The organism is Sphingomonas sp. BK580, assembly GCF_014194975.1.
Lineage (GTDB): Bacteria > Pseudomonadota > Alphaproteobacteria > Sphingomonadales > Sphingomonadaceae > Sphingomonas.
This window is the reverse complement of record NZ_JACIAY010000002.1, coordinates 151,725-177,916: the sequence shown is the minus strand read 5'-3', so window position 1 is coordinate 177,916 and position 26,192 is coordinate 151,725. Positions and strand designations below refer to the sequence as shown.

30 protein-coding genes are annotated in these 26,192 nt (G+C 68.5%); all 30 read right to left on the bottom strand.

All coding sequences use genetic code 11. The features are described 5' to 3' along the window. Positions 1–59: 59 nt before the first annotated feature. Positions 60–848 (bottom strand): type III pantothenate kinase, encoded by a 789-nt coding sequence (locus FHY05_RS04065; protein ID WP_183943534.1) that lies wholly within the window; start codon positions 846–848, stop codon positions 60–62. Positions 849–859: 11 nt separating this feature from the next. Further along, on the bottom strand, positions 860–1,573 hold the full coding sequence (locus FHY05_RS04060; RefSeq protein WP_183943533.1) for a biotin--[acetyl-CoA-carboxylase] ligase: 714 nt from the start codon (positions 1,571–1,573) through the stop codon (positions 860–862). After that, positions 1,570–3,030 carry an NADH-quinone oxidoreductase subunit NuoN gene (nuoN, locus tag FHY05_RS04055; RefSeq protein WP_183943129.1) on the bottom strand — a complete coding sequence of 487 codons (1,461 nt, stop codon included), beginning with the start codon at positions 3,028–3,030 and terminating at the stop codon, positions 1,570–1,572. Before nuoN ends, FHY05_RS04060 begins: the two co-directional genes overlap by 4 nt. After that, entirely contained in the window at positions 3,030–4,568 is a 1,539-nt protein-coding gene (locus FHY05_RS04050) for an NADH-quinone oxidoreductase subunit M (protein ID WP_311732366.1), read from the bottom strand. Before FHY05_RS04050 ends, nuoN begins: the two co-directional genes overlap by 1 nt. 13 nt (positions 4,569–4,581) lie before the next feature. Next, the gene (nuoL, locus tag FHY05_RS04045) at positions 4,582–6,720 is read right to left on the bottom strand and encodes an NADH-quinone oxidoreductase subunit L (RefSeq protein WP_183943128.1); all 2,139 of its coding nucleotides are present in this window, start codon (positions 6,718–6,720) and stop codon (positions 4,582–4,584) included. 7 nt (positions 6,721–6,727) lie between these two features. Then, positions 6,728–7,042, bottom strand: a complete 315-nt coding sequence (gene nuoK, locus FHY05_RS04040) for an NADH-quinone oxidoreductase subunit NuoK (RefSeq protein WP_132910444.1) — start codon at positions 7,040–7,042, stop codon at positions 6,728–6,730. A gap of 8 nt (positions 7,043–7,050) precedes the next feature. Beyond that, positions 7,051–7,662, bottom strand: a complete 612-nt coding sequence (locus FHY05_RS04035; RefSeq protein ID WP_183931501.1) for an NADH-quinone oxidoreductase subunit J — start codon at positions 7,660–7,662, stop codon at positions 7,051–7,053. Between the two features lie 111 nt (positions 7,663–7,773). Beyond that, positions 7,774–8,259, bottom strand: coding sequence for an NADH-quinone oxidoreductase subunit NuoI (nuoI, locus tag FHY05_RS04030; RefSeq protein ID WP_183943127.1), 486 nt, complete (start codon positions 8,257–8,259; stop codon positions 7,774–7,776). A 1-nt stretch (position 8,260) separates the two neighbouring features. Continuing rightward, positions 8,261–9,307: an NADH-quinone oxidoreductase subunit NuoH gene (gene nuoH / locus FHY05_RS04025; protein WP_183943126.1), complete on the bottom strand. Its 1,047-nt coding sequence runs from the start codon at positions 9,305–9,307 to the stop codon at positions 8,261–8,263. Next, a complete protein-coding gene (nuoG, locus tag FHY05_RS04020; RefSeq protein ID WP_183943125.1) occupies positions 9,304–11,298 on the bottom strand; it encodes an NADH-quinone oxidoreductase subunit NuoG in 1,995 nt (664 codons plus the stop codon). The genes nuoH and nuoG overlap by 4 nt, the downstream gene beginning before the upstream one ends. Further along, the gene (gene nuoF, locus FHY05_RS04015) at positions 11,298–12,608 is read right to left on the bottom strand and encodes an NADH-quinone oxidoreductase subunit NuoF (RefSeq protein WP_183943124.1); all 1,311 of its coding nucleotides are present in this window, start codon (positions 12,606–12,608) and stop codon (positions 11,298–11,300) included. The genes nuoG and nuoF overlap by 1 nt, the downstream gene beginning before the upstream one ends. Beyond that, complete coding sequence (locus tag FHY05_RS04010) at positions 12,608–12,841, bottom strand: hypothetical protein (protein ID WP_132910437.1); 234 nt, start codon at positions 12,839–12,841, stop codon at positions 12,608–12,610. Before FHY05_RS04010 ends, nuoF begins: the two co-directional genes overlap by 1 nt. Beyond that, a complete protein-coding gene (locus tag FHY05_RS04005; RefSeq protein ID WP_183943123.1) occupies positions 12,841–13,512 on the bottom strand; it encodes an NAD(P)H-dependent oxidoreductase subunit E in 672 nt (223 codons plus the stop codon). Before FHY05_RS04005 ends, FHY05_RS04010 begins: the two co-directional genes overlap by 1 nt. Further along, the gene (locus FHY05_RS04000) at positions 13,512–13,739 is read right to left on the bottom strand and encodes a hypothetical protein (RefSeq protein ID WP_183943122.1); all 228 of its coding nucleotides are present in this window, start codon (positions 13,737–13,739) and stop codon (positions 13,512–13,514) included. Before FHY05_RS04000 ends, FHY05_RS04005 begins: the two co-directional genes overlap by 1 nt. Next, positions 13,736–14,971, bottom strand: coding sequence for an NADH-quinone oxidoreductase subunit D (locus FHY05_RS03995; protein ID WP_183943531.1), 1,236 nt, complete (start codon positions 14,969–14,971; stop codon positions 13,736–13,738). The genes FHY05_RS04000 and FHY05_RS03995 overlap by 4 nt, the downstream gene beginning before the upstream one ends. 41 nt (positions 14,972–15,012) lie before the next feature. Next, a complete protein-coding gene (locus FHY05_RS03990) occupies positions 15,013–15,861 on the bottom strand; it encodes an NADH-quinone oxidoreductase subunit C (RefSeq protein WP_183943121.1) in 849 nt (282 codons plus the stop codon). Further along, positions 15,858–16,448, bottom strand: coding sequence for an NADH-quinone oxidoreductase subunit B family protein (locus FHY05_RS03985; protein ID WP_221190999.1), 591 nt, complete (start codon positions 16,446–16,448; stop codon positions 15,858–15,860). The genes FHY05_RS03990 and FHY05_RS03985 overlap by 4 nt, the downstream gene beginning before the upstream one ends. Continuing rightward, on the bottom strand, positions 16,418–16,792 hold the full coding sequence (gene ndhC / locus FHY05_RS03980; protein ID WP_183943120.1) for an NADH-quinone oxidoreductase subunit A: 375 nt from the start codon (positions 16,790–16,792) through the stop codon (positions 16,418–16,420). The genes FHY05_RS03985 and ndhC overlap by 31 nt, the downstream gene beginning before the upstream one ends. Before the next feature lie 163 nt (positions 16,793–16,955). Then, positions 16,956–17,768: an inositol monophosphatase family protein gene (locus tag FHY05_RS03975; protein ID WP_183943119.1), complete on the bottom strand. Its 813-nt coding sequence runs from the start codon at positions 17,766–17,768 to the stop codon at positions 16,956–16,958. A gap of 118 nt (positions 17,769–17,886) precedes the next feature. After that, positions 17,887–18,450, bottom strand: coding sequence for an elongation factor P (gene efp, locus FHY05_RS03970; RefSeq protein WP_183943118.1), 564 nt, complete (start codon positions 18,448–18,450; stop codon positions 17,887–17,889). A 68-nt stretch (positions 18,451–18,518) separates the two neighbouring features. After that, positions 18,519–19,121: a M23 family metallopeptidase gene (locus FHY05_RS03965; protein WP_183943117.1), complete on the bottom strand. Its 603-nt coding sequence runs from the start codon at positions 19,119–19,121 to the stop codon at positions 18,519–18,521. A gap of 7 nt (positions 19,122–19,128) precedes the next feature. Continuing rightward, positions 19,129–20,130 carry a L,D-transpeptidase gene (locus tag FHY05_RS03960; RefSeq protein ID WP_183943116.1) on the bottom strand — a complete coding sequence of 334 codons (1,002 nt, stop codon included), beginning with the start codon at positions 20,128–20,130 and terminating at the stop codon, positions 19,129–19,131. Between the two features lie 40 nt (positions 20,131–20,170). Continuing rightward, positions 20,171–20,860, bottom strand: coding sequence for a thiamine phosphate synthase (gene thiE, locus FHY05_RS03955; RefSeq protein WP_183943115.1), 690 nt, complete (start codon positions 20,858–20,860; stop codon positions 20,171–20,173). A 186-nt stretch (positions 20,861–21,046) separates the two neighbouring features. After that, positions 21,047–21,955, bottom strand: coding sequence for a class I fructose-bisphosphate aldolase (locus FHY05_RS03950; RefSeq protein WP_183943114.1), 909 nt, complete (start codon positions 21,953–21,955; stop codon positions 21,047–21,049). A gap of 23 nt (positions 21,956–21,978) precedes the next feature. Then, the gene (locus FHY05_RS03945; protein WP_183943113.1) at positions 21,979–22,359 is read right to left on the bottom strand and encodes a type II toxin-antitoxin system PemK/MazF family toxin; all 381 of its coding nucleotides are present in this window, start codon (positions 22,357–22,359) and stop codon (positions 21,979–21,981) included. Next, a complete protein-coding gene (locus tag FHY05_RS03940; protein ID WP_311732365.1) occupies positions 22,350–22,592 on the bottom strand; it encodes a ribbon-helix-helix protein, CopG family in 243 nt (80 codons plus the stop codon). Before FHY05_RS03940 ends, FHY05_RS03945 begins: the two co-directional genes overlap by 10 nt. A gap of 285 nt (positions 22,593–22,877) precedes the next feature. Next, a complete protein-coding gene (locus FHY05_RS03935) occupies positions 22,878–23,276 on the bottom strand; it encodes a hypothetical protein (protein ID WP_183943111.1) in 399 nt (132 codons plus the stop codon). Positions 23,277–23,283: 7 nt separating this feature from the next. Continuing rightward, a complete protein-coding gene (dxs, locus tag FHY05_RS03930) occupies positions 23,284–25,203 on the bottom strand; it encodes a 1-deoxy-D-xylulose-5-phosphate synthase (protein WP_183943110.1) in 1,920 nt (639 codons plus the stop codon). Between the two features lie 52 nt (positions 25,204–25,255). Beyond that, entirely contained in the window at positions 25,256–25,723 is a 468-nt protein-coding gene (locus tag FHY05_RS03925) for a Fur family transcriptional regulator (RefSeq protein ID WP_183943109.1), read from the bottom strand. A 46-nt stretch (positions 25,724–25,769) separates the two neighbouring features. Then, positions 25,770–26,159 (bottom strand): MerC domain-containing protein, encoded by a 390-nt coding sequence (locus FHY05_RS03920; RefSeq protein WP_183943108.1) that lies wholly within the window; start codon positions 26,157–26,159, stop codon positions 25,770–25,772. Positions 26,160–26,192 lie beyond the last annotated feature (33 nt).

Here is a 26,192-nt window from a genome sequence, read left to right as displayed (position 1 = left end):
GGATGCGCCGATGAAGCGAGAGGGAGTGAGAAGGGCCGGACTGCGCGCCGGCCGGGCGTTCACTTGGATATATGGGCGCGTTCGTACATGATCGCCAGCCCTTGGATGGTGAGATCGGGCTCGATCGCGTCGAACGCGTCGGTGTGGCGCTCGAACAACGTGGCGAGTCCGCCGGTAGCGATCACCTTGACCGGACGCGCGATCTCGCGGCGCATCCGGGCGACCAGCCCCTCGATCATCGCGATATAGCCCCAGTAGATGCCGATGTTCATCTGATCGACGGTGTTGCGCCCGATCACGCTGTCGGTCGCGGGCGCCTCGATCGCGACGCGCGGCAGCTTGGCCGCTGCCATCACCAGCGCGTCGAGCGAGAGATTGATGCCCGGTGCGATGATCCCGCCCTTGTAGGCACCGGTGTAGTCCGAATGGTCGAACGTCGTGGCGGTGCCGAAGTCGATCACGATCAGGTCGCCGGCGTGGAGCGCGTGCGCCGCGATCGTGTTGACCGCCCGGTCGGCGCCGAGGCTCCTGGGCTCGTCGACGTCGATCGCGATGCCCCAGTCGAGCGGTGCACGGCCCGCGATCAGCGCGTCGGTGCGGAAATACTTGGCGGCGAGCACCTCGAGATTGTGGAGCGCGCGCGGCACCACGGTGGAGACGATCACCGCGGCGACATCGTCGCGGCTATAGCCCTCGAGCGCGAGCAGCTGGCTGAGCCACACCGCATATTCGTCGGCGGTGCGGCGCGGGTCGGTGGCGATGCGCCAGCGCGCGCGGATCGCGCGGGTGGCGGTCTCGACCAGCGCAAAGACCACGTTGGTGTTGCCGGCGTCGACCGCGAGCAGCATCGCACCCTCTCTCACAGCAGGAATATATCGCCCGCGTGCATGACACGCGCGCTGCCGTCCGCCAAGCGCAGGACGAGCGCCCCCCCCGGTTCGAGCGTCTCGTAGCGCCCGTGCCACTCGCTGCCGTCCGGCAGGCGCGCGCGCAGCTCGGTGCCGGGCGAGTGCGCGCGCTCGCGCCAGCGCTCGGCGACGGGGGCGAGCCCCTCCTCGCGCCAGCGCGCGTGCCAGTGCGACAGCGCCGCGGCGAGCTCGCCCTGGAGCGCCGCGGCGTCGATCGTCGCGCCCGCGGCGTGGAGGCTGGTGGTGGCGCGATCGGCGAGATCCGGGTGATGCGTCACGTTGACGCCGAAGCCGATGACCACCCACTCGTCGACGCGCTCGAGCAGGATCCCCGAGAGCTTCGCCCTGCCCAGCAGCAGGTCGTTGGGCCATTTGATCCGGAGCGCACCGGCGTCGGCCAGCACCGCGCGCACCGTCTCCTCCAGCGCCACCGCGGCGACCAGCGCGAGCGTCGGCGCGGGCGGGTCACCCGCGGCGAGGCGGACGAGCGTGCTGGCGTATAGGTTGCCGACCGGCGAGTCCCACGCCCTGCCCTCGCGCCCGCGCCCCGCGGTCTGGCGGTCGGCGCGGAGCCAGAGGCCGTGCTCGCCGTAGCCGTCGCGCGCGAAGGACCGCAGGTCGGCGTTGGTCGAGCCGGTCTCGGGTACGTGGAGCGTGCGCGTCAGAACAGGCTCGCGGCCGCCGCCAGCGTCCAGGCCGACAGCGCCGGGATGGCGAGGTAGCCGAGCGGCGAGACGATCACCGCCGCCGCGGCGATCAGCCCGCCCTCGAGCCGGTCCCCCTCACCGAACACGCCGACCGGCTCGTCGAAGTACATCGTCTTGACCAGGCGCAGGTAGTAATAGGCGCCGATCACGCTGAACACGACGCCGACCACCGCCAGCGGGAACAGCCCCGCCTGCACCGCGGCGTAGAACACCGCGAACTTGGCGTAGAAGCCGAACAGCGGCGGGATGCCGGCGAGCGAGAACATGAAGATCGCCAGCGCCGCCGCGAGGCCCGGCCGCGTGCGCGACAGGCCGGCGAGGCTGGCGATCGTCTCGATCGGCTGGCCGTCGGCGTCGCGCATCTGCAGCACGACGAGGAAGCTGCCGAGCGTCATCGCGATATAGATCGCCATATAGGTCAGCACCGAGGCGACACCCTCGGGCGTGCCTGCGGCGAGCCCGATCAGCGCGAACCCGACATTGTTGATCGACGAGTAGGCGAGCAGGCGCTTGATGTTCTGCTGGCCGATCGCGGCGACCGCGCCGAGCAGGATCGAGGCGAGCGCGGCGAAGATCACGATCTGGCGCCACTGCCCCTCGGCCGGTCCCATCGCCTCGACCGCGACACGCACGCCAAGCCCGATCGCCGCCACCTTGGGCGCCGAGGCGAAGAAGGCGGTCACCGGCGTCGGCGCGCCCTCGTACACGTCGGGCGTCCACATGTGGAAGGGCACGGCCGAGATCTTGAAGGCGATCCCCGCGAACACGAACACCAGCCCGAACAGCAGCCCGGTCGACTTGGCGTCGCCGGTCAGCGGCGCGGCGGCATAGGCGCCCGCGATCTCGTCGAACAAGGTCGAGCCGGTGAAGCCGTAGACCAGGCTGATGCCGTACAGCAGGATCCCGCTCGCCAGCGCGCCGAGCACGAAATACTTGAGCCCCGCCTCGGCCGAGCGCTGGTCCTGCCGCATGAAGCTCGCCAGCACGTACGCCGCGAGGCTCTGCAGCTCGAGCCCGACGTACAGCGTCAGCAGGTCCGCGGCGGAGACCATCATCCCCATGCCCGCCGCGGACAGCAGGATCAGCACCGGATATTCCGGGCGAAGGTTGTCGCCCGCGGTGCGGCGGAAGAAGTCGGGCGCCATCACGATCGCCACCGCGGCGGCGACGTAGATCAGCACCTTCGAGAAAGCGGCGAAGCTGTCGGCGCGGTAGAGGCCGTAGAAGGCCTGGCCGCCCGACGACGCCGGGCCGATCAGCGCGACACAGGCGCCGGCGAGCACCGCCACCGCGGTCCAGGACACCGCCTTGGTCGAGGCCGGTCCGCCCCAGGCGGCGACCAGCATCAGCGCGATCGCGCCCAGCCCGAGCACCACCTCGGGCAGCGTCATCGCAAGATTAGCGGCATAGTCCATCAGTGCGCGCTCCCCTGCGCGTGAGTTTCGGCATGGGCGGCGGGCACGATCCCGCTGCCTTTGGTGGGCAGCGAGTCACCCGCCGGCCGCGCGCGATCGATCCGCGCGAGCAGGATCTGCGTGTCCTTGCGCATCGGCGCGAGGAAGCTCTCCGGATAGACGCCCATCCACAGCACCGCGGCGGCGATCGGTGCGAGCAGCCACAGCTCGCGCGGGCTGAGGTCGGACATGGCCGCGACCTCCTCCGACTTGATCTCGCCGAACACGACGCGACGATACAGGTACAGCATGTACGCCGCGCCCAGGATGATCCCGGTGGTGCACAGCAGCGCCACCGTGGTCGAGACCTGATAGGTCCCCATCAGGCTCAGGATCTCGCCGACGAAGTTGCTCGTCCCCGGCAGGCCGATCGAGGCCATGGTGAAGAGCAGGAACAGCAAAGCATAGCGGGGCATGTTGATCGCCAGACCGCCGTAGCGGCTGATCTCGCGGGTGTGGAGCCGGTCGTAGATCACGCCGACGCACAGGAACAACGCGCCCGACACCAGGCCATGGCCCAGCATCACCATCATCGCGCCCTCGATCCCCTGCGCGTTGAACGCGAACAGCCCGATCGTCACGATCGCCATGTGCGCGACCGAGGAATAAGCGATCAGCTTCTTCATGTCGGACTGCACCAGCGCGACCAGGCTGGTATAGATCACCGCCACCGCGCTCAGCCCGAACACCAGCCACACCAGCTGCGCCGACGCCTCGGGGAACATCGGCAGACTGAAGCGCAGGAAGCCGTAGCCGCCGAGCTTGAGCAGCACGCCCGCCAGGATCACCGAGCCCGCGGTCGGCGCCTGGACGTGCGCGTCGGGCAGCCAGGTGTGCACCGGCCACATCGGCATCTTCACCGCGAACGAGGCGAAGAAGGCCAGCCACAGCCAGGTCTGCACCTGCGGCGGGAAGTCGTAGTTCATCAGCGCCGGGATGCTGGTCGTCGCCGCGGTGATGCTCATGTAGAGCATCGCGATGAACATCAGCAGCGAGCCGAGCAGCGTGTACAGGAAGAACTTGTACGAGGCGTAGATCCGGTTCGCGCCGCCCCAGATGCCGATGATCAGGAACATCGGGATCAGGCCGGCCTCGAAGAAGATGTAGAAGAGGAACAGGTCCTGCGCCGCGAAGGTGCCGATCATCAGCACCTCGGTGAACAGGAACGCGCTCATATATTCGGGCACGCGCTTCTCGATCGCCTGCCAGCTCGCGCCGATGCAGATCGGCATCAGGAACACCGACAGCACGATCAGCAGCAGCGCATAACCGTCGATGCCGAGCGCCCAGCCGAAGCGGCCGAACAGCGGCGCATACTCGACGAACTGCCACTGCGCGCCGCCGACGTCATAGGACAGCCACAGCACGACGCCGAGCGCGAGGTTCACCAGCGTCGCCGCCAGCGCGGTCCAGCGCGCGGTCGAGGGTGAGAGGAAGAGGCACGCGACCGCCGCGGCGGCCGGGATCGCGAGCATCAGCGAGAGGATCGGGAACGACACGTGATGGAGCCCCTCAGCCCGCGATCGCCCAGGTGATCGCGGCGGTGAGCCCGATCAGCATGACGAACGCGTAGGTATAGACATAGCCGGTCTGCAGGCGGCCGGCGACGCGGCTGCCGACCTGCACCACCCAGGCCGAGCCGTTGGGCCCGAACCGGTCGATCGTCCCCTCGTCGCCGCGGTGCCACAGCAGGCGACCGATCGCGAAGGCGGGGCGGACGAACAGGAAGTGGTACAGCTCGTCGAAATACCACTTCCGCAGCAGGAACTGATAGAGCGGCTGGAAGGTGTCGGCGAACTTCGCCGGCGCCTCGGGCGAGCGGATGTAGGTCAGGTACGCGATCAGCAGGCCCGTCAGCATCACGATCGTCGCCGCCAGCTGCACCAGCAGCGGCACCTGGTGCATCTCGTGCATGAGATGCTCGTTGAAGTAGAGCGCGCCCTTCCAGAAGCCGCCCGCCGTCTCCGGGTCGATGAACCAGTGATGGAAGACGAAGCCTGCGGCGACCGCGCCGATCGACAGCACGATCAGCGGGATCAGCATCGGCAGCGGGCTCTCGTGCGGGTGATAGCCGCCGGTCCCCTTGGGGATCTCGTTGAACCCGCGCGACTCCACTGCCGGCGCGTGGCCCGAATTCTCGCCCGCGGGATCGGGCTGGTGCGCGTCGTCGTGCCCGTGCGCGTGCGCGCTGCCGTGCTCGGCCGCGTGCGCCTCGTGCCCGTGCGCGTCATGCGCGTGGTCGTGGCCGTGCGCGTCATGCAGCGCGTGCTGGATATGCTCCGACGCGGCCCAGCGCGGCTCCCCCCAGAAGGTGAGGAACATCAGGCGCCACGAGTAGAAGCTCGTCAGCAGCGCGGCGAACACGCCCACCATCGACGCCACCGGCGAGCCGGCCGCCCAGGCCACCTCGATGATCGCGTCCTTCGAGTGATAGCCGGCGAAGCCGCCCACGCCGTAGATGCCGACGCCGGTGATCGCCAGCGTGCCCAGCAGCATGCCCCAGAAGGTGATCGGGATCGCCTTCCGCAGCCCGCCGTAATAGCGCATGTCCTGCTCGTGGTGCATCGCGTGGATCACCGAGCCCGCGCCGAGGAACAGCAGCGCCTTGAAGAAGGCGTGCGTGAACAGGTGGAACATCGCCGCGCCATAGGCGCCGACGCCCGCCGCGAAGAACATGTAGCCCAGCTGCGAGCAGGTCGAATAGGCGATCACGCGCTTGATGTCGGTCTGCGTCGTGCCGACGGTCGCGGCGAACAGGCAGGTCGCGGCGCCGATGAAGGTCACGAAGCCCATCGCGGTCGGCGAGGTCTGGAACATCGGCGACAGGCGGCACACCATGAACACGCCCGCGGTCACCATCGTAGCCGCATGGATCAGCGCCGACACCGGGGTCGGGCCCTCCATCGCGTCGGGCAGCCAGGTGTGGAGGCCGAGCTGCGCCGACTTGCCCATCGCGCCGACGAACAGCAACAGGCACAGCACCGTCATCGTGTCGGCGCGGAACCACAGGAAACCGATCGTCGAACCCGCCATCGACGGCGCCGCGGCGAGGATCGCCGGGATCGAGACGGTGTTGAACACCAGGTACGTGCCGAAGATGCCGAGCATGAAGCCGAGGTCGCCGACACGGTTGACGACGAACGCCTTGATCGCCGCGGCATTGGCGCTCGGCTTGCGGAACCAGAAGCCGATCAGCAGGTAGCTCGCGAGGCCCACGCCCTCCCAGCCGAAGAACATCTGGATCAGGTTGTCCGCGGTCACCAGCATCAGCATCGCGAAGGTGAACAGCGACAGATAGGCGAAGAAGCGCGGCTGGTCCGGGTCCTCCGCCATATAGCCCCAGCTATACAGATGGACGAGCGCCGAGACGCTGGTGATCACCACCAGCATCACCGCGGTCAGCGCGTCGACGCGCAGCGCCCAGGACACGTCGAACGTGCCCGAGTGGATGAAGTGCAGCACCGGTGTCACCGTCGCCGCGTTGGCGCCGGTGAGGAAGCCGATGAAGATCGGCCACGACAGCGCGCTCGCGAGGAACAGCCCGCCGGTGGTGATCGCCTTGGGCAGCGTCGCGCCGAACGACTTGTTGGCGAAGCCGGCGACGATCGCCGCGACCAGCGGCACGAAGACGATGAAGTGGATCGACGTCACGGGCGGATTACCCCTTCATCCGGCTGGGATCGTCGACCGAGATCGAGCCGCGGCCGCGGAAGAAGATCACGAGGATGGCGAGCCCGATCGCGGCCTCGCCGGCCGCGACGGTCAGCACGAACATCGCGAACACCTGGCCGACCAGGTCGTTGAGCGCCGCCGAGAAGGCGACGAGGTTGATGTTCACCGCCAGCAGGATCAGCTCGATCGCCATCAGGATGACGATGATGTTCTTGCGGTTCAGGAAGATGCCCAGCACCCCCATGGTGAACAGCAGCGCCGCCACCACCAGATAGTGGATCAGGCCGACCCCGCCCGACATGGCTCCGCTCACAGCTGTACCCCCTGGCCGATCTCCGGCCGCATGTTGCGCGTCGCGTCCTGCGGCCGCCGCGCGTTCTGCCGCGCGATATTCTGGTAGCGCGAGCCCGACCGCTCGCGGTGGGTCAGCACGATCGCGCCGATCATCGCCACCAGCAGCACCAGCCCTGCCCCCTCGAAGATGAAGAGGTAGCGCGTGTACAGCAGCTCGCCGATCTGGACGATGTTCGACTTGGCCGCGACGGTCGGCGCCGCGCGCCGCGCGAGATCGATCCCGCCCGCGCTCCACGCGCCGACGCCGATCAGGATCTCCGCCACCAGCGCTACTGCCAGCACCAGGCCGATGCCGAAGTAGCGCACAAAGCCCGCGCGCAGTTCGGCGAAGTCGATGTCGAGCATCATCACGACGAACAGGAACAGCACCGCGACGGCGCCGACGTAGACGATCACCAGCAGCATCGCGATGAACTCGGCGCCGACCAGCACCATCAGCCCCGCGGCGTTGAAGAAGGCGAGGATCAGCCACAGCACCGAGTGGACCGGGTTGCGCGACGAGATCGTCATCGCGCCCGAGACCAGCACGACGAGCGCGAAGAGATAGAAGGCGATGGCCTGGATCATCTCACGCTGCCCCCACGTCGGCACCGCGGCGGCGCGCGGTCGAGAAAACCGCGGCCGTGGCCGCGGTGGTGTCCGTCAGAATCATGTCGACCCCTGAAATCACGCGAGCGCCTACCGGTACGGCGCGTCGGCGGCAAGGTTGGCCGCGATCGCGCGCTCCCACCGGTCGCCGTTGTCGAGCAGCTTCGCCTTATCGTAGATCAGCTCCTCGCGCGTCTCGGTGGCGAACTCCAGGTTCGGCCCCTCGACGATCGCGTCCACCGGGCAGGCCTCCTGACACAGGCCGCAGTAGATGCACTTGGTCATGTCGATGTCGTAGCGGGTCGTGCGGCGGCTGCCGTCGTCGCGCGGCTCGGCCTCGATCGTGATCGCCTGCGCCGGGCACACCGCCTCGCACAGCTTGCACGCGATGCAGCGCTCCTCGCCGTTGGGATAACGGCGCAGTGCGTGCTCGCCGCGGAAACGCGGGGACAGCGGGTTCTTCTCGAACGGATAGTTGATCGTCGCCTTCGGCTTGAAGAAGTACTTCAGCGTCAGCGCGTGCGCCTTCACGAACTCGTAGAGCGTGAACGCCTTGATCGTCTGCGCGATACCCATCTTAAACTCCCACGCGCATGAACATCAGCACGCCCGACACCAGGAACACCCAGAACAGCGACAGCGGCAGGAACACCTTCCACCCCAGCCGCATCAGCTGGTCGTAGCGGTAGCGCGGCACCGTCGCCTTGATCCACGAGAACACGAAGAAGAAAGCGAGGATCTTGATGAACAGCCAGATGATCCCCGGCACCGCGTACAGCGGCGCCCAGTCGAACGGCGGCAGGTAGCCACCCCAGAACAGCGTCGCGTTGAGCGTGCACATCAGCAGCACGTTGGCGTACTCGCCGAGCCAGTAGAGCGCGAACGCCATCGAGCTGTACTCGGTCTGGTAACCCGCGACGAGCTCGCTCTCCGCCTCGGTGAGGTCGAACGGCGCGCGCTGCGTCTCCGCCAGCGACGAGATCAGGAACACGATGCTCATCGGGAACAGCAGCGGGTTGAACCCGAAGCCATTGATGAAGCCGTACAGCCCCTTCTGCGCCTCGACGATCGTGGTCAGGTTGAACGAGCCCGCCCACATCACCACCGAGATCAGCACGAAGCCGATCGCGACCTCGTAGCTCACCATCTGCGCCGCCGCGCGGATCGCCGAGAAGAACGGATATTTCGAGTTGGACGACCAGCCCGCGAGGATGATGCCGTACACGCCCAGCGACGAGGCCGCGAGCACGTAGAGCAGCCCGACGTTGATGTCGGCGAGCACCACGCTCGGCTGGAACGGCACCACCGCCCAGACGATCAGCGCCACGGTGAAGGTGATGATCGGCGCGAGCAGGAACAGCCCGCGGTTCGCCGCCGAGGGGACGATCGTCTCCTGTAGGAACACCTTGAGCCCGTCCGCGAAGGACTGGAGCAGCCCGAACGGGCCGACCACGTTGGGGCCGCGGCGCAGCGCCATCGCCGCCCAGATCTTGCGGTCGGCGTAGATGATCATCGCCACCGACAGCATCAACGGCAGCGCGATGGCGAGGATGCCCACGATCGTCGCCAGGAACCACGCCCAGCCATAGGGCAGGCCGACCGTCGTGTTGAAGAAGCTGGTCACTCCGCCGCCTCCGCGAAACTCTCACCGTGGACCAGTTCGGCCGAGCAGCGCTGCATCGTCGGCGACGCGCGGCAGATCGCGTTGGTGAGGTAGAAGTCCTTGATCGGATAGCCGTCGAGCACGCCCTCGGCGCTGCCGCCGAGCGCCGGCGGGTTCCACGCGAAGGTCTTGAGCCCCAGCGTCGCCAGCTCGGGGCAGTCGAGCGCCATCGCCGCGCGCAGCTCGTCGATCGTGTCGAACGCCAGCGTGCGACCGAGCTTCTCGCTGAGCGCGCGGAAGATCGTCCAGTCCTCGCGCGCGTCGCCCGGGGGGAACACCGCGCGCTCGCCGCGCTGCACGCGCCCCTCGAGGTTGACGTAGGTGCCCGACTTCTCGGCATAGCTCGCCGCCGGCAGGATCACGTCGGCGTGGTGCGCGCCGCGATCGCCGTGGTGGCCGACATAGACCTTGAAGCCGGTGAAGCTCGCGTGATCGCACTCGTCCGCGCCGAGGAAGAAGCTGAGCTTGGCGTCGTACAGCGCCGAGATACCAGCTTTCTGCGCGTAGCCGAGCATCAGCCCGCCCATCCGGCTCGCGGCCATGTGGACGACGTTGAAGCCGTTCCACCCATCCTTCACGAGACCCAGCGTCTCGACCAGACCGAGCGCCGCGCCGTGTGCGCCCTTGAGCGCGGCGCCGCCGACGATCACCATCGGCTTGGCCGCCTTGCCGAACGCCTCGGTGACGCGCTCCGGCAGGCTGCCGAGCACCGCCAGATCGGCGCCGAGCCACTCGACCTTGTAGGTCAGCTCGGTCTCGGGGCCGATCGCGAAGACCTTGGCGCCCTTCTTGATCGCCTTGCGGATGCGCGTGTTCACCAGCGGCGCTTCCCAGCGCAGGTTGGTGCCCACCAGCAGGATCGCGTCCGCCTCCTCGGCTCCCGCGATCGTGGTGTTGAAGTTCACCGCGGCGAGGCTGGACGCGTCATAATCCATGCCGGTCTGCCGCCCCTCGAGCAGCGACGAGCCGAGCTCCTTGAGCAGCGCCTTGGCCGCGAACATCGTCTCGCAGTCGACCAGATCACCCGCGACGGCGGCGACCGAACCGCCATGGTCGACCGATGCGATCGCCGCGAACGCCTCGTCCCAGGTCACCGGGTGGAGCTTGCCGTCACGCCGGACATAGGGGCGGTCGAGCCGCTTGCGCACCAGCCCGTCGACGGCGTGGCGCGTCTTGTCGGTCGCCCACTCCTCGTTGACCTCGTCGTTGACGCGGGGCACGCAGCGCAGCACCTGGCGGCCGCGGCTGTCGAGCCGGATGTTGGTGCCGACCGCGTCCATCACGTCGATCGTCAGCGTCTTGCGCAGCTCCCACGGGCGCGCCTCGAACGCGTACGGCTTGCTGGTCAGCGCGCCGACCGGGCACAGGTCGACCACGTTGCCCGACAGCTCGCTCGACACCGCCTCCTCGAGGTAGGAGGTGATCTGCATGTTCTCGCCGCGATAGATCGCGCCGATCTCCTCGACCCCGGCGACCTCCTCGGCGAAGCGGACGCAGCGCGTGCACTGGATACAGCGGGTCATGATCGTCTTGACGATCGGGCCCATGTACTTCTCGGTCACCGCGCGCTTGTTCTCGGCGTAGCGCGAGTGGCCGCGGCCGTAGGCGACCGACTGGTCCTGCAGGTCGCACTCGCCGCCCTGATCGCAGATCGGGCAGTCGAGCGGGTGGTTGATCAGCAGGAATTCCATGATGCCCTCGCGGGCATGCTTCACCATCGGTGTGGTGGTGAAGATCTCCTGGTTCTCCGCGGCCGGCAGCGCGCACGAGGCCTGCGGCTTGGGCGGTCCCGGCTTCACCTCGACGAGGCACATCCGGCAGTTGCCCGCGATCGACAGCCGCTCGTGGTAGCAGAAGCGCGGGATCTCCTTGCCGGCGAGCTCGCACGCCTGCAGCACGGTGGCGCCCTGCGGCACCTCGATCTCGACTCCGTCGACTTTGACCTTTGGCATTACTCGGCAGCTTCCTGCATCGGGGCCAGGTCGCCCCCGTTTCCGTTGCGGTCGTTGATGCGGCGTTCCAGCTCGGGGCGGAAGTGGCGGATCAGCCCCTGGATCGGCCAGGCCGCGGCGTCGCCGAGCGCGCAGATCGAGTGGCCCTCGACCTGCTTGGTGACCTGCTGGAGCATGTCGATCTCGGAGATATCGGCGTCACCGGTGCGCAGCCGCTCCATCACGCGCCACATCCAGCCGGTGCCCTCGCGGCACGGCGTGCACTGGCCGCAGCTCTCATGCTTGTAGAAGTAGGACAGCCGGCTGATCGCGCGGACGACGTCGGTCGACTTGTCCATCACGATCACCGCGGCGGTGCCGAGCCCCGAGCCGACCGCCTTGAGGCCGTCGAAGTCCATCGGCGCGTCCATGATATCCTTGGCGGGCACCAGCGGCACCGACGAGCCGCCAGGGATCACCGCGAGCAGGTTGTCCCAGCCGCCGCGGATGCCGCCGCAATGCTTCTCGATCAGCTCGCGGAACGGGATGCTCATCGCCTCCTCGACCACGCAGGGCGTGTTCACGTGCCCCGAGATCTGGAAAAGCTTGGTGCCTCGGTTGTTCTCCGCGCCGAAGCTGGAGAACCACTCGGCGCCGCGGCGCAGGATCGTCGGCGCGACCGCGATCGACTCGACGTTGTTCACGGTCGTCGGGCAGCCGTACAGGCCCGCGCCCGCCGGGAACGGCGGCTTGAGCCGCGGCTGGCCCTTCTTGCCCTCGAGGCTCTCCAGCATCGCGGTCTCTTCGCCGCAGATGTAGGCGCCCGCGCCGCGGTGGACGAAGACGTCGAAGTCGTAGCCCGAGCCGCAGGCGTTCTTGCCGACCAGCCCCTTGTCATAGGCCTCGGCGACCGCCGCGAAGAGCACTTCGGCCTCGCGGATGTACTCGCCGCGAATGTAGATGTACGCCGCGCGCGCGCGCATCGCGAAGCCCGCGACGAGCGCGCCCTCGATCAGCTTGTGCGGATCGTGGCGGATGATCTCCCGGTCCTTGCACGAGCCCGGCTCGGACTCGTCGGCGTTGATCACCAGGAAGTTCGGCCGGTCGGGCTTGGGCTCCTTGGGCATGAACGACCATTTGGTACCGGTCGGGAACCCTGCCCCGCCGCGCCCGCGCAGCCCCGACGCCTTGACGACGTCGATGATCTTGTCCTGCCCCAGCTCGAGCAGCGCCTTGGTATTATCCCAGTCACCGCGCGCCATCGCGGCGTCGAGCCGCCATGACTGGTAGCCGTAGACGTTGGTGAAGATGCGGTCCTTGTCGGCGAGCATCACGCGTTCCCATCCCGCAGGTCGATCCGGCGCTCGATCCGGTCGAGCCTGCCCTCGATCCGGTCCAGCCGATGCGTGATCCCGGCGTTGGACACGGTGAGGCCCGAGAGATGATCCTCCACCGACGCCATGCGCATCTTCAGGTCACCCAGTTCCAGGCCGAACGAGTCCATCTTGCCGTTCAATCGCTTGAGCAGCTCCAAGGTGTGGCTGGCGATGTCGATCTCAGCCATCACGCCCACTCCCCACGATAATCGTGGTTCTCGGTCACCATCGCGGTGAGCGAGGTCGGGCCGCCCTTGGGCTCGACGGTGTGGCGGCCGGGCTCCTGCGTGCCGGGCCTGGGCATCTGGCCATTGGCGAGCGCCTCGATGATCGCGACGGTGCGATCGTAATCGAGGTCCTCGTAATTGTCGTCGTTGATCTGGACCATCGGCGCCGAGGCGCAATTGCCCATACACTCCACCTCGGTGAGCGTGAACAGGCCGTCGGGCGTGGTCTTGCCCTTGATCAGACCCTTGTTCTTGCACGCCGCGAGCACGTCGTCCGAGCCGCGCAGCATGCACGGCGTGGTGCCGCACACCTGGACGTGGAAGCGACCGACGGGAGCGAGGTTGAACATCGTGTAGAAGGTCGCGACCTCGTACACGCGCATGTACGGCACGCCGATCTCGCGCGCGACGAACTCGATCACCGGCACGGGCAGCCAGCCCTGCGTCTGCGTATCGGCGCCGACCTGGCGCTGCGCGAGATCGAGCAGCGGGATCGAGGCCGACTGCTCACGGCCCTTGGGATAGCGCGCGAGGATCGCGTCGCGCTTGGCGCGGCTGTCGTCGTTCCACTGGAACGCGCCCCAGCGCGCGCGGGTCTCGGCCTCGTCGGGAATGGTAGGTGCGTCGGCCATTAAATCGCGTCCTTGATGTCCAGACGACGCTCGACCCGCGAAAGTCGTTCGTCGAAGCGATCCATTCGAGAATTTAACCCGACGATGCTGGTCTGCACGCTGGTTAGATGCTCTTCCACAGCGGTCATTCTGATCTTGATGTCCTGCATGTCGCCGCGCAGATCGCCCACGCCCTGATCGATCCGGCGGAGCCGCTCCAGGATCAGGTTCTCGACGTTCTCCGTCACCGATCGCACTCGCCGAACACGATATCCATCGCGCCCAGGATCGCGGTGGTGTCCGCGAGCATGTGGCCGCGGCTCATGAAATCCATCGCCTGGAGGTGCGAGAAAGCGGTCGGGCGGATCTTGCAGCGATACGGCTTGTTCGAGCCGTCGCTCACCAGATACACGCCGAACTCGCCCTTGGGGCTCTCGGTCGCGACATACACTTCGCCCGCGGGGACGTGATAGCCCTCGGTGTACAGCTTGAAGTGATGGATCAGCGCCTCCATCGAGCGCTTCATCTCGGCGCGCTTGGGCGGCACCACCTTGCGATCGGTCGAGGCGATCGGCCCCTCCGGCATCTCCGCCAGGCACTGCTTCATGATCCGCGCCGACTGGCGGACCTCCTCGACGCGCACCATGAAACGGTCGTAGCAGTCGCCGCGCGTGCCCACCGGCACGTCGAAGTCCATGCGGTCGTAGACGTCATAGGGCTGCGACTTGCGCAGATCCCAGGGGATGCCCGCGGCGCGGATCATCGGCCCCGAGAAGCCCCAGCGGATCGCGTCCTCGCGGCTCACCGTCGCGATGTCGACGTTGCGCTGCTTGAAGATGCGGTTGTCCGCGACCAGGCTGATCGCGTCCTCGAACAGCCGCGGCAGCCGCGTGTCGAGCCAGTCGGCGATGTCGGTCAGCAGCTTGAGCGGCACGTCCTGGTGGACGCCGCCGGGCCGAAAGTAGTTGTGGTGCATCCGCGCGCCGGTGGCGCGCTCGAGGAAACCGTAGCAATCCTCGCGTATCTCGAACAGCCACAGGTTCGGCGTCATCGCGCCGACGTCCATGACGTGCGAGCCCAGGTTGAGCATGTGGTTGGAGATGCGCGTCAGCTCGGCGAAGAAGACGCGCAGATACTGCGCGCGGAGCGGCACCTCGAGATCCAGCAGCTTCTCGATCGCGAGCACGAAGGTGTGCTCCATGCACGCGGGCGAGCAATAGTCGAGCCGGTCGAAGTACGGGATCGCCTGCGCGTAGGTCTTGTACTCGATCAGCTTCTCGGTGCCGCGGTGGAGCAGTCCGACGTGCGGGTCGATCCGCTCGATGATCTCGCCGTCCAGCTCCATGACCAGGCGCAGCACGCCGTGCGCGGCGGGATGCTGCGGGCCGAAGTTGATCGTGTAGTTCTGGATCGCGACGTCACCCTCGCTCGGGTGCGAGGCGTCGGTGGCGTGGACGATCTTCTCCAGCGCGGGATCCACCTCGCGGTCGACCGCCTGGTCCTTCTCGACGAGCATGTCGGTCATTGGTTCTGCCCTCCGCCCTTCGTCGGCACGACGTCGGGATCGGCCGGCTTGGGCGCGCCGGCGGATTCGCTGCGACCCGCGCCGGTCTCGGCGGTGCTGGTCGCGTCCTTCTTGGCGTACGGCTCGCTCGAGGCGGGCGCCGCCTGCTTCGGCGTCTCGGTCGCACCGGCCTTCTGGATCTCGGTCGCGGTCACGGGAGTCGGGGCGCCCTTGGACTCGGGCAGCTTCGCCTTCTCGTCGCCGGGCAGCACGTACTCGGCGCCCTCCCACGGGCTCATGAAATCGAAGTTGCGGAAGTCCTGCGCGAGCTTCACCGGCTCGTACACGACGCGCTTCTGCTCCTCGGAGTAGCGCATCTCGACGAAGCCGGTCAGCGGGAAGTCCTTGCGGAACGGATGACCGCGGAACCCGTAGTCGGTGAGGATGCGGCGCAGGTCGCGGTTGCCCGCGAACAGCACGCCGAACATGTCGTACACCTCGCGCTCGAGCCAGCCAGCGACCGGCCACAGCTCGGTCACCGACGGCACCGGCGTGTCCTCGGTCGCGCCGACATGGACGTGCAGCCGGTGGTTGCGGGTCAGCGACAGCAGGCAATAGACCACCTCGAACCGCTCCGCGCGATCCGGATAGTCGACGCCCGCGATCTCCATCAGCTGCTGATACTCGAGCCCCGGCGTGTCGCGCAGCGCGGTCAGCGCGGGCACCAGCGCCTCGCGCGTGACGTGCAGCTGCACCTCGCCAGCGATCTCGATCGCGTCGAGCAGGCCGGCGCCGATCGCACCGCGCGCGGACTCGATCGTCGCCTCGTTCAGATTGGCCGCGTAAGCGGGAGCGGGCGCCCTCACCGTTCGATGCTCCCGGCGCGACGGATCTTCCGCTGCAGCTGCATCACGCCGTACAGCAGCGCCTCCGCGGTCGGCGGGCAGCCGGGCACGTAGATGTCCACCGGCACGACACGGTCGCAGCCGCGCACGACGCTGTAGCTATAGTGATAATAGCCGCCACCGTTGGCGCACGAGCCCATCGAGATGACGTACTTGGGCTCCGACATCTGGTCGTAGACCTTGCGCAGCGCCGGCGCCATCTTGTTGCACAGCGTGCCCGCGACGATCATCACATCCGACTGGCGCGGGGACGCGCGCGGCGCGGCGCCAAAGCGCTCCATGTCGTAGCGCGGCATGTTGACGTGGATCATCTCCACGGCGCAGCACGCCAGCCCGAAGGTCATCCACCAGAGCGACCCGGTGCGCGCCCATTGGAACAGCTCCTCGGTCGAGGTGACCAGGAAGCCCTTGTCGTTGAGCTCGCCGTTGAGACCGTCGAAGAAGCCCTGGTCGGGCGCGACGATGCCGCCGGCGGGCTCGGGATTATTGACGAGCCCGATCGGCCCGGAGTGCGCCTCTACTCCCACTCCAGCGCTTCCTTCTTCCATGCGTACACCAGGCCGAGCGCGAGTTCGGCGATGAAGATCATCATCGAGATCCATGCGGTCCATCCGAGCGAGAAAACGCTTACTGCCCAAGGATATAGGAACGCCGCCTCCAGATCGAAGATGATGAACAGGATGGCAACGAGATAAAAACGGACGTCGAACTGCGAGCGGCTGTCTTCGAACGCGGGGAAGCCGCACTCGTACTCGGACAGCTTCTCGGGCGTCGGCTTGGCGGTGCCGGTCAGCTTGGCGACCGCCATCGGCAGGAACACGAACGCGCTCGACAGCAGGAGCGCCACTCCCAGGAACAGGAGGATCGGCAGATATTGCGACAGATCGACCACTATGTCTCTCTCGCCTCTCTCGCAGGTGCGAATGGAATGCGGACGCTCTAGACCCCTGCCCCATGAGGGGCAAGGCCGCGGGCGGTGAGAATGAATCGCAGGTGAACTGGCGGCGCGCCGGTGCATGCCGCGGCCGCCCGGGGCTCACCCCGTCAGGAAACGCTCAGCGCAGCGCCTGCGCCACCATCTTGTGCAGCTTGGAATGCAGTCCGTCGTTGGCGGCGAGGAACTCGTTCCGCTCGATCGGCTTGTCGCCGCCGCGGAAGTCGGTGACGAAGCCGCCCGCCTCCTTCACCAGCAGCATGCCCGCGGCGACGTCCCACAGCTTGAGGTCGCTCTCCCAATAGGCGTCGAACCGTCCCGCGGCGACCCAGGCGAGGTCGAGCGCGGCGGCGCCGAGCCGGCGGATTCCCGCGACCTGCGGCGCCACCGCGCCGAAGATCCGGGTCCATTGCACGAAGTCGCCGTGCCCCATGAAGGGGATGCCGGTCGCCACCAGGGCCTCGGACGGGTCGCGCCGCGACGACACGCGCAGCCGCTGGTCCTGCAGCCAGGCGCCGCGCCCCTTCTCGGCCCAGAAGCTCTCGTCGGTGAGCGGCTGATAGACCAGCGCCGTGGTGATCTCGCGCTTGCCGTTGGGGAGCGGCTCCTCGACCGCGATCGAGATGCAGAAATGCGGCACGCCGTGGAGGAAGTTGCTGGTACCGTCGAGCGGATCGATGATGAAGCGCGGCTTGCTCGGGTCACCCTCGATCGTGCCGCCCTCCTCCATCACGAAGCCCCAGTCGGGCCGCGCCTTGGAGAGCTCGTCGTACAGCGTCCGCTCGGCGCGCTGGTCGGCCTGGCTCACGAAGTCGGCGGGGCCCTTGCGGCTCACCTGGAGGTGCTGAACCTCGTTGAAGTCGCGGCGCAGCCGCGGCGCGGCCTTGCGCGCGGCGCGCTCGATGACCGTGAACAGGCCGGAATGGGAAGGCATGCGATCATTCTCCTCCCCCTGCCCCGGAGAGGATGCCGGGCCGGAGGAACATGGGGCGGTACTAGCTGGGGCCGCCCCTCACCCCGCCCGCCCTCATCGAGAGCGGGAACGTCTCTCATCAGTCGGCGCGGCGGACGTAGGTCTGCTCGTAGACGTCGACGACGATGCGCGTGCCGCTGCTGATGTGCGGCGGCACCATCACGCGCACGCCATTGTCGAGGATCGCGGGCTTGTAGCTCGACGAGGCGGTCTGCCCCTTCACCACCGCGTCCGCCTCGACGATCGTCGCCTCGATCGTGTCGGGCAGCTGCACGCTGATCGGCTCCTCGTCGTATAGCTCCATCACCACGTCCATCCCGTCCTGCAGGAAGGCGGCGGCGTCGCCGAGCAGGTCGCGCGGCAGCGTCACCTGGTCGTAGGTGTCCTTGTCCATGAACACCAGGCCATCGCCCTCGGCGAACAGGAACTGGAAGTCCTTGGTGTCGAGGCGGACGCGCTCCACCGTCTCGGCCGAGCGGAAGCGGACGTTGTTCTTGCGGCCGTCGCGCAGGTTCTTGAGCTCGACCTGCATGTACGCCCCGCCCTTGCCGGGCTGCGTGTGCTGGATCTTGACCGCGCGCCAGATGCCGCCTTCGTACTCGATGATATTGCCGGGACGGATGTCCACGCCGCTGATCTTCATGGGGCTGTGCCTATGTCAACAGAACTGGGGCACCGCCGCTGGTCAGCGGGGCGCCGGAAGGCGCGGCTCTAGCGGTTGGCGGGGCTTACGGCAAGGTAAGGAAAGGGATCGAGCGGCTCGCCCTGCCACCAGCGCGCGCCCGCGGGCATCCGGCTGAGGCCGAAATGGAGGTGGTAATTGCCCGCCGCGGCGTCGCCGGTGTCGCCCACATAGGCGATCACCTGACCGGCGCGCACTGCCTGCCCCTCGGTGAGGCCGGGGGCGTAGCCGGAGAGGTGCGCGTAGTAGAACTCCCACGCGCCGTCCGCGGAGCGCTGGTAGACCGTCGTGCCGCCGAGTCCGCTCTGGAACAGCTTATCGACGTGCCCGTCCGCCGCGGCGAGAACCGGCGTGCCGGCGGGCGCCATGATGTCGAGCCCCTGGTGCCCGCGCGTTCCACCGCCGCGCGCGTCGCCCCAGGACGAGCGCAGCGCCGCGCGCGCCACGCCCGCGACCGGGACGAGCAGCTTGCCGGGCACCGCCGCCACCGGCGTCGGCGCCATGGCCGGCGTGGCGGAGGCCGTCGGCGCGCCGCCATCGCCCCGCCCGGGACGATGCGGCTCGAGCAGTGACACGAAGCCCGCCACCGCGACGACGATCAGCGCCAGGATGCCCCAGCCGAGCTTCGTCACGCGCGCCTCACGCCTGGAACACCGCCTTGGCGCCGTTGCCGATCATCAGCGTCAGCCGCGCCACGTCCCAGTTCGCCATCCGGATGCAGCCGTGGCTCTCGCTGCGTCCGATCGTCGACGGCTCGGGCGTACCGTGGATGCCGTAATGCGGCTTGGAGAGATCGATCCACACCACGCCGACAGGCCCGTTCGGCCCGGCCGGCAGCATCGCCTTCTGGTCGTCCTTCTTCGCGTCCCAGAACAAAGCGGGATTGTAGTGGAACTTGGGGTTATAATCCTTCCCCTGGATCTTCCACGTGCCGAGCGGCAGCGGGTCGTGCTGGCTGCCGGTGGTCACCGGAAATTGCGCGATCAGCTTCCCCGCTTTGTCGAGCACGCGCAGCGAGCCCTCCGACTTGTCGACGACGATGCTGTCGCCCTGGGGTGAGGCGGCGTCGACGTTGAGCATGGTCAGCGTCTGGCGCCACTCCGGCTTGATGTCGCCGGGGTAATTGCGCGAGGTCGGCAGCGCGTTGGGGAAGGTCACCGTCGCCCCCTGCGCGATGCGGGTCGCGGGCGAGTTGAGCGCCATCAGCACCGCGGGGGTGGTATGGAACATCTCGGCCAGCTTCTCCATCGGCGAGCGGTAACCGAGCGTCGGCAGCTCGGCCTGCTTATTATAGTCGTGCGGGATCGCGCCGAGGAACGGACCGCGCACCATATCGGGGGTCAGCCTGATCGTGACGGTCGGCCGCGCCGCACGATAGGGGTAGAGCGCGCGCATCGTCGCCGCGTCGGGCTTGCCCGTCCTGGGCAGGCCACGGCTCTCCTGAAAGCCGCGCAGCGCGAGCTCTAGCGACTGGCCGCCGCGCCCGTCGAGGATCCCCGGGGCGAAGCCGAGATGGTCGAGGATCACCTGGACGTGGAGGATATTCCGGTCGAGCGGCGGCGCGGCGGCGGGCGCCTGCGCGGCGGACGCGACGGGAGCGAGTGCCGCGGCCGCGGCGATCAGAAGGAACTTGGAACGCATCGACACCACCTCTCACGGAACGTGTGAGAGGCGTAACGACTCAGCGGCTTCCCGGCTCCAGCACTGCGGCGAAGGCGCGCACCGCCGCCGCCTCGTCGCCGCCCCACACCGCACCCGACACCGCGAGGAAATCGGCGCCCGCAGCGATCAGCGGGGCGGCATTGGCGGGCGTGATGCCGCCGATCGCGACCGCGGGCAGCTCAAACACCGCCGACCACCACGACAGGATCACCGGCTCGGGGCGATGCTTCACTTCTTTGGTGGTGGTGGGATAGAAGCTGCCGAACGCGACATAGTCCGCGCCCGCCTCGCCCGCCTCCATCGCGAGATGCCGGCTGTCGTGACAGGTCACGCCGATCTGGACCGAGGGGCCGAGGATCGCGCGGGCCTCGCGCGGGTCATCGTCCTCCTGCCCGAGGTGGACGCCGTCGGCGCCGAGCCGCTTGGCGAGGCTGACGCTGTCGTTGACGATGAAGGCGACGTCGCGCGCGGCGCAGAGGCGCTGGAGCGGCTCCGCGAGCCGCGCCGCCTGGTGCTGATCCACGTCCTTGACGCGGAACTGGAACGCCGCGACCGGGCCGGCGTCGAGCGCGCGCGCGAGCCGGTCGGGGAAGGCGCCGGTCACGTCGAGCGGCGAGATCAGGTAGAGCTGGCACGGCGGCCGGCGATCGTCGCGCTGGAAGTTGACGGCGAAATCGGAGTCGAGCGGGCCGAGCGGGTCGTCTGTCATGTGGCTGCGCCTAGCGGGTCGGGCGCGCGGGGGGAAGCGGCGGGCGGTTCTGGTGTCAGCCCCTCGCCAACCGTGCCCCGGCGATGACCGGGGCCCCGTCGCGCGATGCTCGGCGAGCGCCCCGCGGCCCTCCCTCCAGGGCACCGCCGACACGGAGCCCCCCCGCGACGAGAAGATCGCCTTCCCTCACCCCTCGCCGCGGTAGATCGCGACCAGCTTCTCCAGCATCGCCAGCGCCTCGCCGCGCTCGCGCTGGAAGGTGTTGCGCCCGATGATCGAGCCGTTGCCGCCGCCCGCGAGGATGTCGCGCGCGTCCTGGTAGACCGCGTCGATCCCCTTGGCCGCGCCGCCCGAGAACACCACGATGCGCCGCCCCGCGAAGCTCGACTGGACGACGTGGCGGACGCGATCGGCCTGGTTCGACCAGTCGGTGCCCTCATAGGCCTTCTGCGCCTCGGGCTGCTCGATGTGCGCGGTCGGCAGCTTGACCTTGATGATGTGCGCGCCGAGCAGCGCCGCCATGTGCGCCGCATAAGCGCCGACGTCGAGCGCCAGCTCGCCCTCCTTGCTCAGCTTGCCGCCGCGCGGGTAGCTCCAGATCACGGTCGCGAGGCCCGCCGCGGCGGCTTCCTCGCGTAGCCCGCGGATCTGCTCCATCGACTCGAAGATGTCCTCCGAGCCGGGATAGATGGTGAAGCCGATCGCGGCGCAGCCGAGCCGCAGCGCGTCCTCAACGCTGCCGGTCTGCGCCTGCGCGTTGCGGGTCGCCCAGCTGTTCGAGCTGTTGAGCTTGAGGATGGTCGGGATCCGCCCCGCGAACGTGTCCGCCCCGGCCTCGAGCGAGCCGAGCGGCGCGGCATAGGCGGACAGGCCGGCGTCGACCGCAAGCTGGTAATGATAGTGCGGATCGTAGGCGGGCGGATTGACCGCGAAGCTGCGCGCCGGGCCGTGCTCGAAGCCTTGGTCGACCGGCAGGATGATCAGCTTGCCCGTCCCGCCCAGCTTGCCGTGCATCAGGATGCGCGCGAGGTTGGCTTTGATCGCCGGGCTGGTGGCCTCGTACTTGTCGAGGATGGACTTCACGATCGGGGTCATATTCCGTCCCTATCCAGTTGAACTTAAAGCGCTAACCAGCGGCGCAGCGCCTGATCGACCTGCTCCATGCGGGTCGCCGACGCGTGGCCGATCACCTTGACGATGCGATGACGCCGTACCGAGGTGATGCGATCGACCTGCACCTCGCACTCGACCGTCAGCCCGGTATGCTCCTGCGGCGAGACGGCGACGCGGAACAGCGACTCGCCCCCCACCACCGCGGTGAGCGGGCAGAGCGTGACGGTGGCGTGCGTTTCGTTGAAAAGATCGGCCTGGACCACGACGCACACGCGCGGGCCGCCCGCGGCGTCATCCGGCGCGGCGAGCTCGACGATCGCGCCGTGGGTGATCACGGGCGCGGTGTCGCCCGTATCGGCGAAGGGCTCGGCCAGCGTCACCGCCATGCCGAATCCTCCGCCTCGATCGTCTCCCAGAAGGCATAATCCTGCTGCGTGTCGCGCCGCGACGCGCGCAGCGACTGGCGGCGTGCCTCGCGCCGGAACGCCTCGTCGTGCAACTCGACATAGCGCCGCACGGCCTCGCGCGCGATGTCGCTCTTGCTGCGACCCTGGGTGCGCGCGACCGCGGCGAGCCGCTCCTCCAGTTCCGTATCGAGCCTGACCCCGAGCAAGCGCACCTCCGTTTAACGCGTTAAACGATAGGCCGTCGCGGCTAGGTTGGCAAGCCTCGTCTGTCCTACGTCGGCGAGGATGTGCGACGATCCCGTCGCTCTTTCTCACCGTCGATATAGCGGACGCGTTCGCCGGCCCGCCGCGGACGTTGAGTGGTGCTGCGCCAGCGGCTCAACTTTCTCAACATTCGCGCGGCGTGGGGAGCGGAATGCGTGAAAGCGTTACGGGTTGCGGCTCGTGACGCCGCGGCGCGTGAGACTCAGATCCTCCCCGCTCGCGGGGGGGATCTATCAGCTCATCCTTTCCGCCAGATACCGCACCAACGCCGCCACGTCGGGCAGATCCGTCACCAGCAGCGCCTCGCGCTCCACCTCGCGGCACAACCCCAGCCGCGCCGCCGCGTCGAGCGCCACGTCCTCCACCTCGCTCCGGTCGAGCTTGAGGAAGCGGCGCAGCGTATCCTCCGGCCGCGGCACCACGCCCGCGCCGTAATAAGGCGCCAACGCGTCCCGCACCGCCGGCGCGACGCGCGGGTCGAGCTCAGGAAAAACGGCGTCGAAGTCCGCCGCGGTCCAGGCGGCGCGCGCCGCCACCGCGCCGCGCACGCGCCGCACCATCAGCCAGTTGGCCCAGAGCGCGCCGATCACGTACAGTGCGGTGAGCGCGCCGACCTTCTCCCAGCCGGTCACGCCCGCGTCAGGCGCGCGCGACCGCGCCCGCCTCGTTGTAGCGCAGCGCGGTCAGCACGGTGCGCACGATCGCGTCGGCATCGAGCCCCGCCTCGGCGTATTGGACGTCGGGCTTGTCCTGGTCCTGGAACAGGTCGGGCAGCCGCATCGTGCGGATGCGCAGGCCGGCGTCGGTCAGCCCCTCGTCGGAGGCGAGCGTCAGCACGTGCGCGCCGAGGCCGCCGATCGCGCCCTCCTCGATCGTCACCGCCACCTCATGCGAGGTGAGCAGGCGTCGGATCAGCGCCTCGTCGAGCGGCTTGGCGAAACGAAGGTCGGCCACCGTCGTCGAGAGGCCCTTGGCGTCGAGCGCGTCGGCCGCCTTGAGCGCCTCGCCCAACCGCGTGCCGAGCGACAGGATCGCCACCTTCTTGCCCTCGCGCACCACCCGGCCCTTGCCGATCTCGAGCGCCCGCGGCTCGGCGGGCAGCGCCACGCCGGTGCCGTTGCCGCGCGGGTAGCGCACCGCGATCGGACCCGAGTCATGCTCGACGCAGGTCTGCACCATATGCGCCAGCTCGGCCTCGTCCGCCGCCGCCATCACCACCATGTTGGGCAGGGTGGCGAGATAGGTCACGTCGAAGCTGCCCGCGTGGGTCGCGCCGTCGGCACCGACCAGCCCGGCACGGTCGATCGCGAAGCGCACCGGCAGGTTCTGGATCGCCACGTCGTGCACCACCTGATCGTAGGCGCGCTGCAGGAAGGTCGAGTAGATCGCGCAGAACGGTCGCATCCCCTGCGCGGCGAGGCCGGCGGCGAAGGTCACCGCATGCTGCTCGGCGATGCCGACGTCGAAGAAGCGCTCGGGATGCGCGTTGGCGAACAGGTCGAGCCCCGTGCCAGAGGGCATCGCCGCGGTGATCGCGCAGATGCGCGGATCCCTGTCCGCCGCGGCGCTGAGCACCTGGCCGAACACGTTCTGATACGCCGGCGGCCCCGGCGGCGCCTTGGCCTGGGTGCCGGTGATCACGTCGAACTTCTGCACGCCGTGATATTTGTCCGCCGCGTTCTCGGCGGGCGCGTAGCCCTTGCCCTTCTTGGTGACGACGTGGACGAGGATCGGCCCCTCCTCCGCGTCGCGCACATTCTCCAGCACCGGGATGAGATGGTCGAGATTGTGGCCGTCGATCGGGCCGACGTAGTAGAAGCCCAGCTCCTCGAACAACGTGCCGCCCATCGTCATGCCGCGGGCATATTCGTCGGTCTTGCGCAGCGAGGTGTGGAACGGCCGCGGCAGCCGGCGCGCGAGCCGCTTCGCCAGCTCGCGCACGCTGAGGAACTCGCGGCTCGACACCATGCGCGACAGATAGGCCGACAGCCCGCCGACCGGCGGCGCGATCGACATGTCGTTGTCGTTGAGGATCACGACCAGCCGGTTGCCCGCCGCCTCGGCGTTGTTCATCGCCTCATAGGCCATGCCAGCGGACATCGCGCCGTCGCCGATCACCGCGATCGCCTTGCCGGGGGCGCCGCTCAGCTTGTTGGCGGTGGCGAAGCCGAGCGCGGCCGAGATCGAGGTGGAACTGTGTGCCGCGCCGAACGGGTCATATTCGCTCTCGCTGCGCTTGGTGAAGCCGGAGAGCCCCCCGCCCTGCCGCAGCGTACGGATGCGATCGCGCCGCCCGGTCAGGATCTTGTGCGGGTAGCATTGGTGACCGACGTCCCAGATCAGCCGGTCGCGCGGCGTGTCGAAGACATAATGGATCGCCACGGTCAGCTCGACCACGCCCAGGCCGGAGCCGAGGTGGCCGCCGGTGTGGCCGACAGCGGAGATCGTCTCCTGGCGCAGCTCGTCGGCGAGCTGGCGGAGCTGGTCGGGCTTCAGGGTGCGGAGCGCGTCGGGCGTCTCGACCGTGTCGAGCAGCGGGGTATCGGGGGCATCAGCCATCTACGCGGAATAGCTGAGCGACATCAGCCTGTCGATTACCGGTTTTGGCGGTTCAGTGCGTGGCGGCGGCACAGTCGCGGCACCGCCCGCGCAGTTCGATCACCGGCCGCTCGGCGGCGAAGCCCGAGGCCGCCGCGGCGTCGCGCAGGCCGCGCGTGAGCGAGTCGTCGTCGAGGTGGGTGGTGGTGCCGCAACCGTCGCACACCAGGAAGATACAGTCGTGGCGACAGCCTGGATGCGCGTTCGCGACATAGGCGTTGGCGCTCTCGACTCGCTGCGCCAGGTTGGCCGCGACGAAGAGGTCGAGGATGCGGTACACGCTGTTGGCGGCGATCCGCCGCCCCTGTGTCCGCGACACCTGCTCGGCGATGTCGTAGGCCGAGGCCGGCTTGGTGAAGCCGCTCAGCGCCGCGTAGACGCTCTCGCGCATCGCGGTCCACTGCTCGCCCGAGCGCTCGAGCGTGCTGCGTGCCGCGGCCAGCAGATCCGCGCCCTCGGGTTCGTGGTGACGATGCGCCATGGTCGATCCAGATTAAGAGCGGCGTGCCCGCACAGCAAGCGCCGGCTCAACCGTGCGCGCGTCGGTTGATCGTGTGTCCCGTCGCCAGCAGCACGACGCCCGCGATGGTCAGCAGCGACTCGACCAGGTGCGAGTCCCCGTGCGGCACGACGATCGCCGCCGCCATCAGTGCCAGACCGCCGCCGCCGAGCGCGACCGGCAGCAGCCGCCGGTGTGCCAGCACGCCGCGACCGAAGGCGAGCAGGCCGAGCGCGAGCGCGAGCACCAGCCCGACCTCATGGATCAGCGGGCTACCGAGCAACCCGCCCGCGGTCGACAGCAGCGCCACCGCGGCGGTGGTGGCGAGACAATGGACGACGCACGCGGCCGACAGCCAGACCGCCCAGCGGTCGATCCGACCGGGGCGCGCGCTGTGGGGGACGGGCGACGACGACATGTCGCGCCAATTAGGTCATGCGGCGCGATGTTA

What these genes read in the sequence shown, in the direction of transcription:
- FHY05_RS04065 (WP_183943534.1), bottom strand. Translation starts at nt 848, where the DNA reads ATGCTGCTCGCGGTCGACGCCGGCAACACCAACGTGGTCTTTGCGCTG.
- nuoN (WP_183943129.1), bottom strand. Translation starts at nt 3,030, where the DNA reads ATGGACTATGCCGCTAATCTTGCGATGACGCTGCCCGAGGTGGTGCTC.
- nuoK (WP_132910444.1), bottom strand. Translation starts at nt 7,042, where the DNA reads ATGTCGGGCGGGGTCGGCCTGATCCACTATCTGGTGGTGGCGGCGCTG.
- FHY05_RS04035 (WP_183931501.1), bottom strand. Translation starts at nt 7,662, where the DNA reads ATGATCCAGGCCATCGCCTTCTATCTCTTCGCGCTCGTCGTGCTGGTC.
- nuoI (WP_183943127.1), bottom strand. Translation starts at nt 8,259, where the DNA reads ATGGGTATCGCGCAGACGATCAAGGCGTTCACGCTCTACGAGTTCGTG.
- nuoG (WP_183943125.1), bottom strand. Translation starts at nt 11,298, where the DNA reads ATGCCAAAGGTCAAAGTCGACGGAGTCGAGATCGAGGTGCCGCAGGGC.
- nuoF (WP_183943124.1), bottom strand. Translation starts at nt 12,608, where the DNA reads ATGCTCGCCGACAAGGACCGCATCTTCACCAACGTCTACGGCTACCAG.
- FHY05_RS04010 (WP_132910437.1), bottom strand. Translation starts at nt 12,841, where the DNA reads ATGGCTGAGATCGACATCGCCAGCCACACCTTGGAGCTGCTCAAGCGA.
- FHY05_RS04005 (WP_183943123.1), bottom strand. Translation starts at nt 13,512, where the DNA reads ATGGCCGACGCACCTACCATTCCCGACGAGGCCGAGACCCGCGCGCGC.
- FHY05_RS03985 (WP_221190999.1), bottom strand. Translation starts at nt 16,448, where the DNA reads ATGGAAGAAGGAAGCGCTGGAGTGGGAGTAGAGGCGCACTCCGGGCCG.
- FHY05_RS03975 (WP_183943119.1), bottom strand. Translation starts at nt 17,768, where the DNA reads ATGCCTTCCCATTCCGGCCTGTTCACGGTCATCGAGCGCGCCGCGCGC.
- efp (WP_183943118.1), bottom strand. Translation starts at nt 18,450, where the DNA reads ATGAAGATCAGCGGCGTGGACATCCGTCCCGGCAATATCATCGAGTAC.
- FHY05_RS03960 (WP_183943116.1), bottom strand. Translation starts at nt 20,130, where the DNA reads ATGCGTTCCAAGTTCCTTCTGATCGCCGCGGCCGCGGCACTCGCTCCC.
- thiE (WP_183943115.1), bottom strand. Translation starts at nt 20,860, where the DNA reads ATGACAGACGACCCGCTCGGCCCGCTCGACTCCGATTTCGCCGTCAAC.
- FHY05_RS03950 (WP_183943114.1), bottom strand. Translation starts at nt 21,955, where the DNA reads ATGACCCCGATCGTGAAGTCCATCCTCGACAAGTACGAGGCCACCAGC.
- FHY05_RS03945 (WP_183943113.1), bottom strand. Translation starts at nt 22,359, where the DNA reads ATGGCGGTGACGCTGGCCGAGCCCTTCGCCGATACGGGCGACACCGCG.
- dxs (WP_183943110.1), bottom strand. Translation starts at nt 25,203, where the DNA reads ATGGCTGATGCCCCCGATACCCCGCTGCTCGACACGGTCGAGACGCCC.
- FHY05_RS03925 (WP_183943109.1), bottom strand. Translation starts at nt 25,723, where the DNA reads ATGGCGCATCGTCACCACGAACCCGAGGGCGCGGATCTGCTGGCCGCG.
- FHY05_RS03920 (WP_183943108.1), bottom strand. Translation starts at nt 26,159, where the DNA reads ATGTCGTCGTCGCCCGTCCCCCACAGCGCGCGCCCCGGTCGGATCGAC.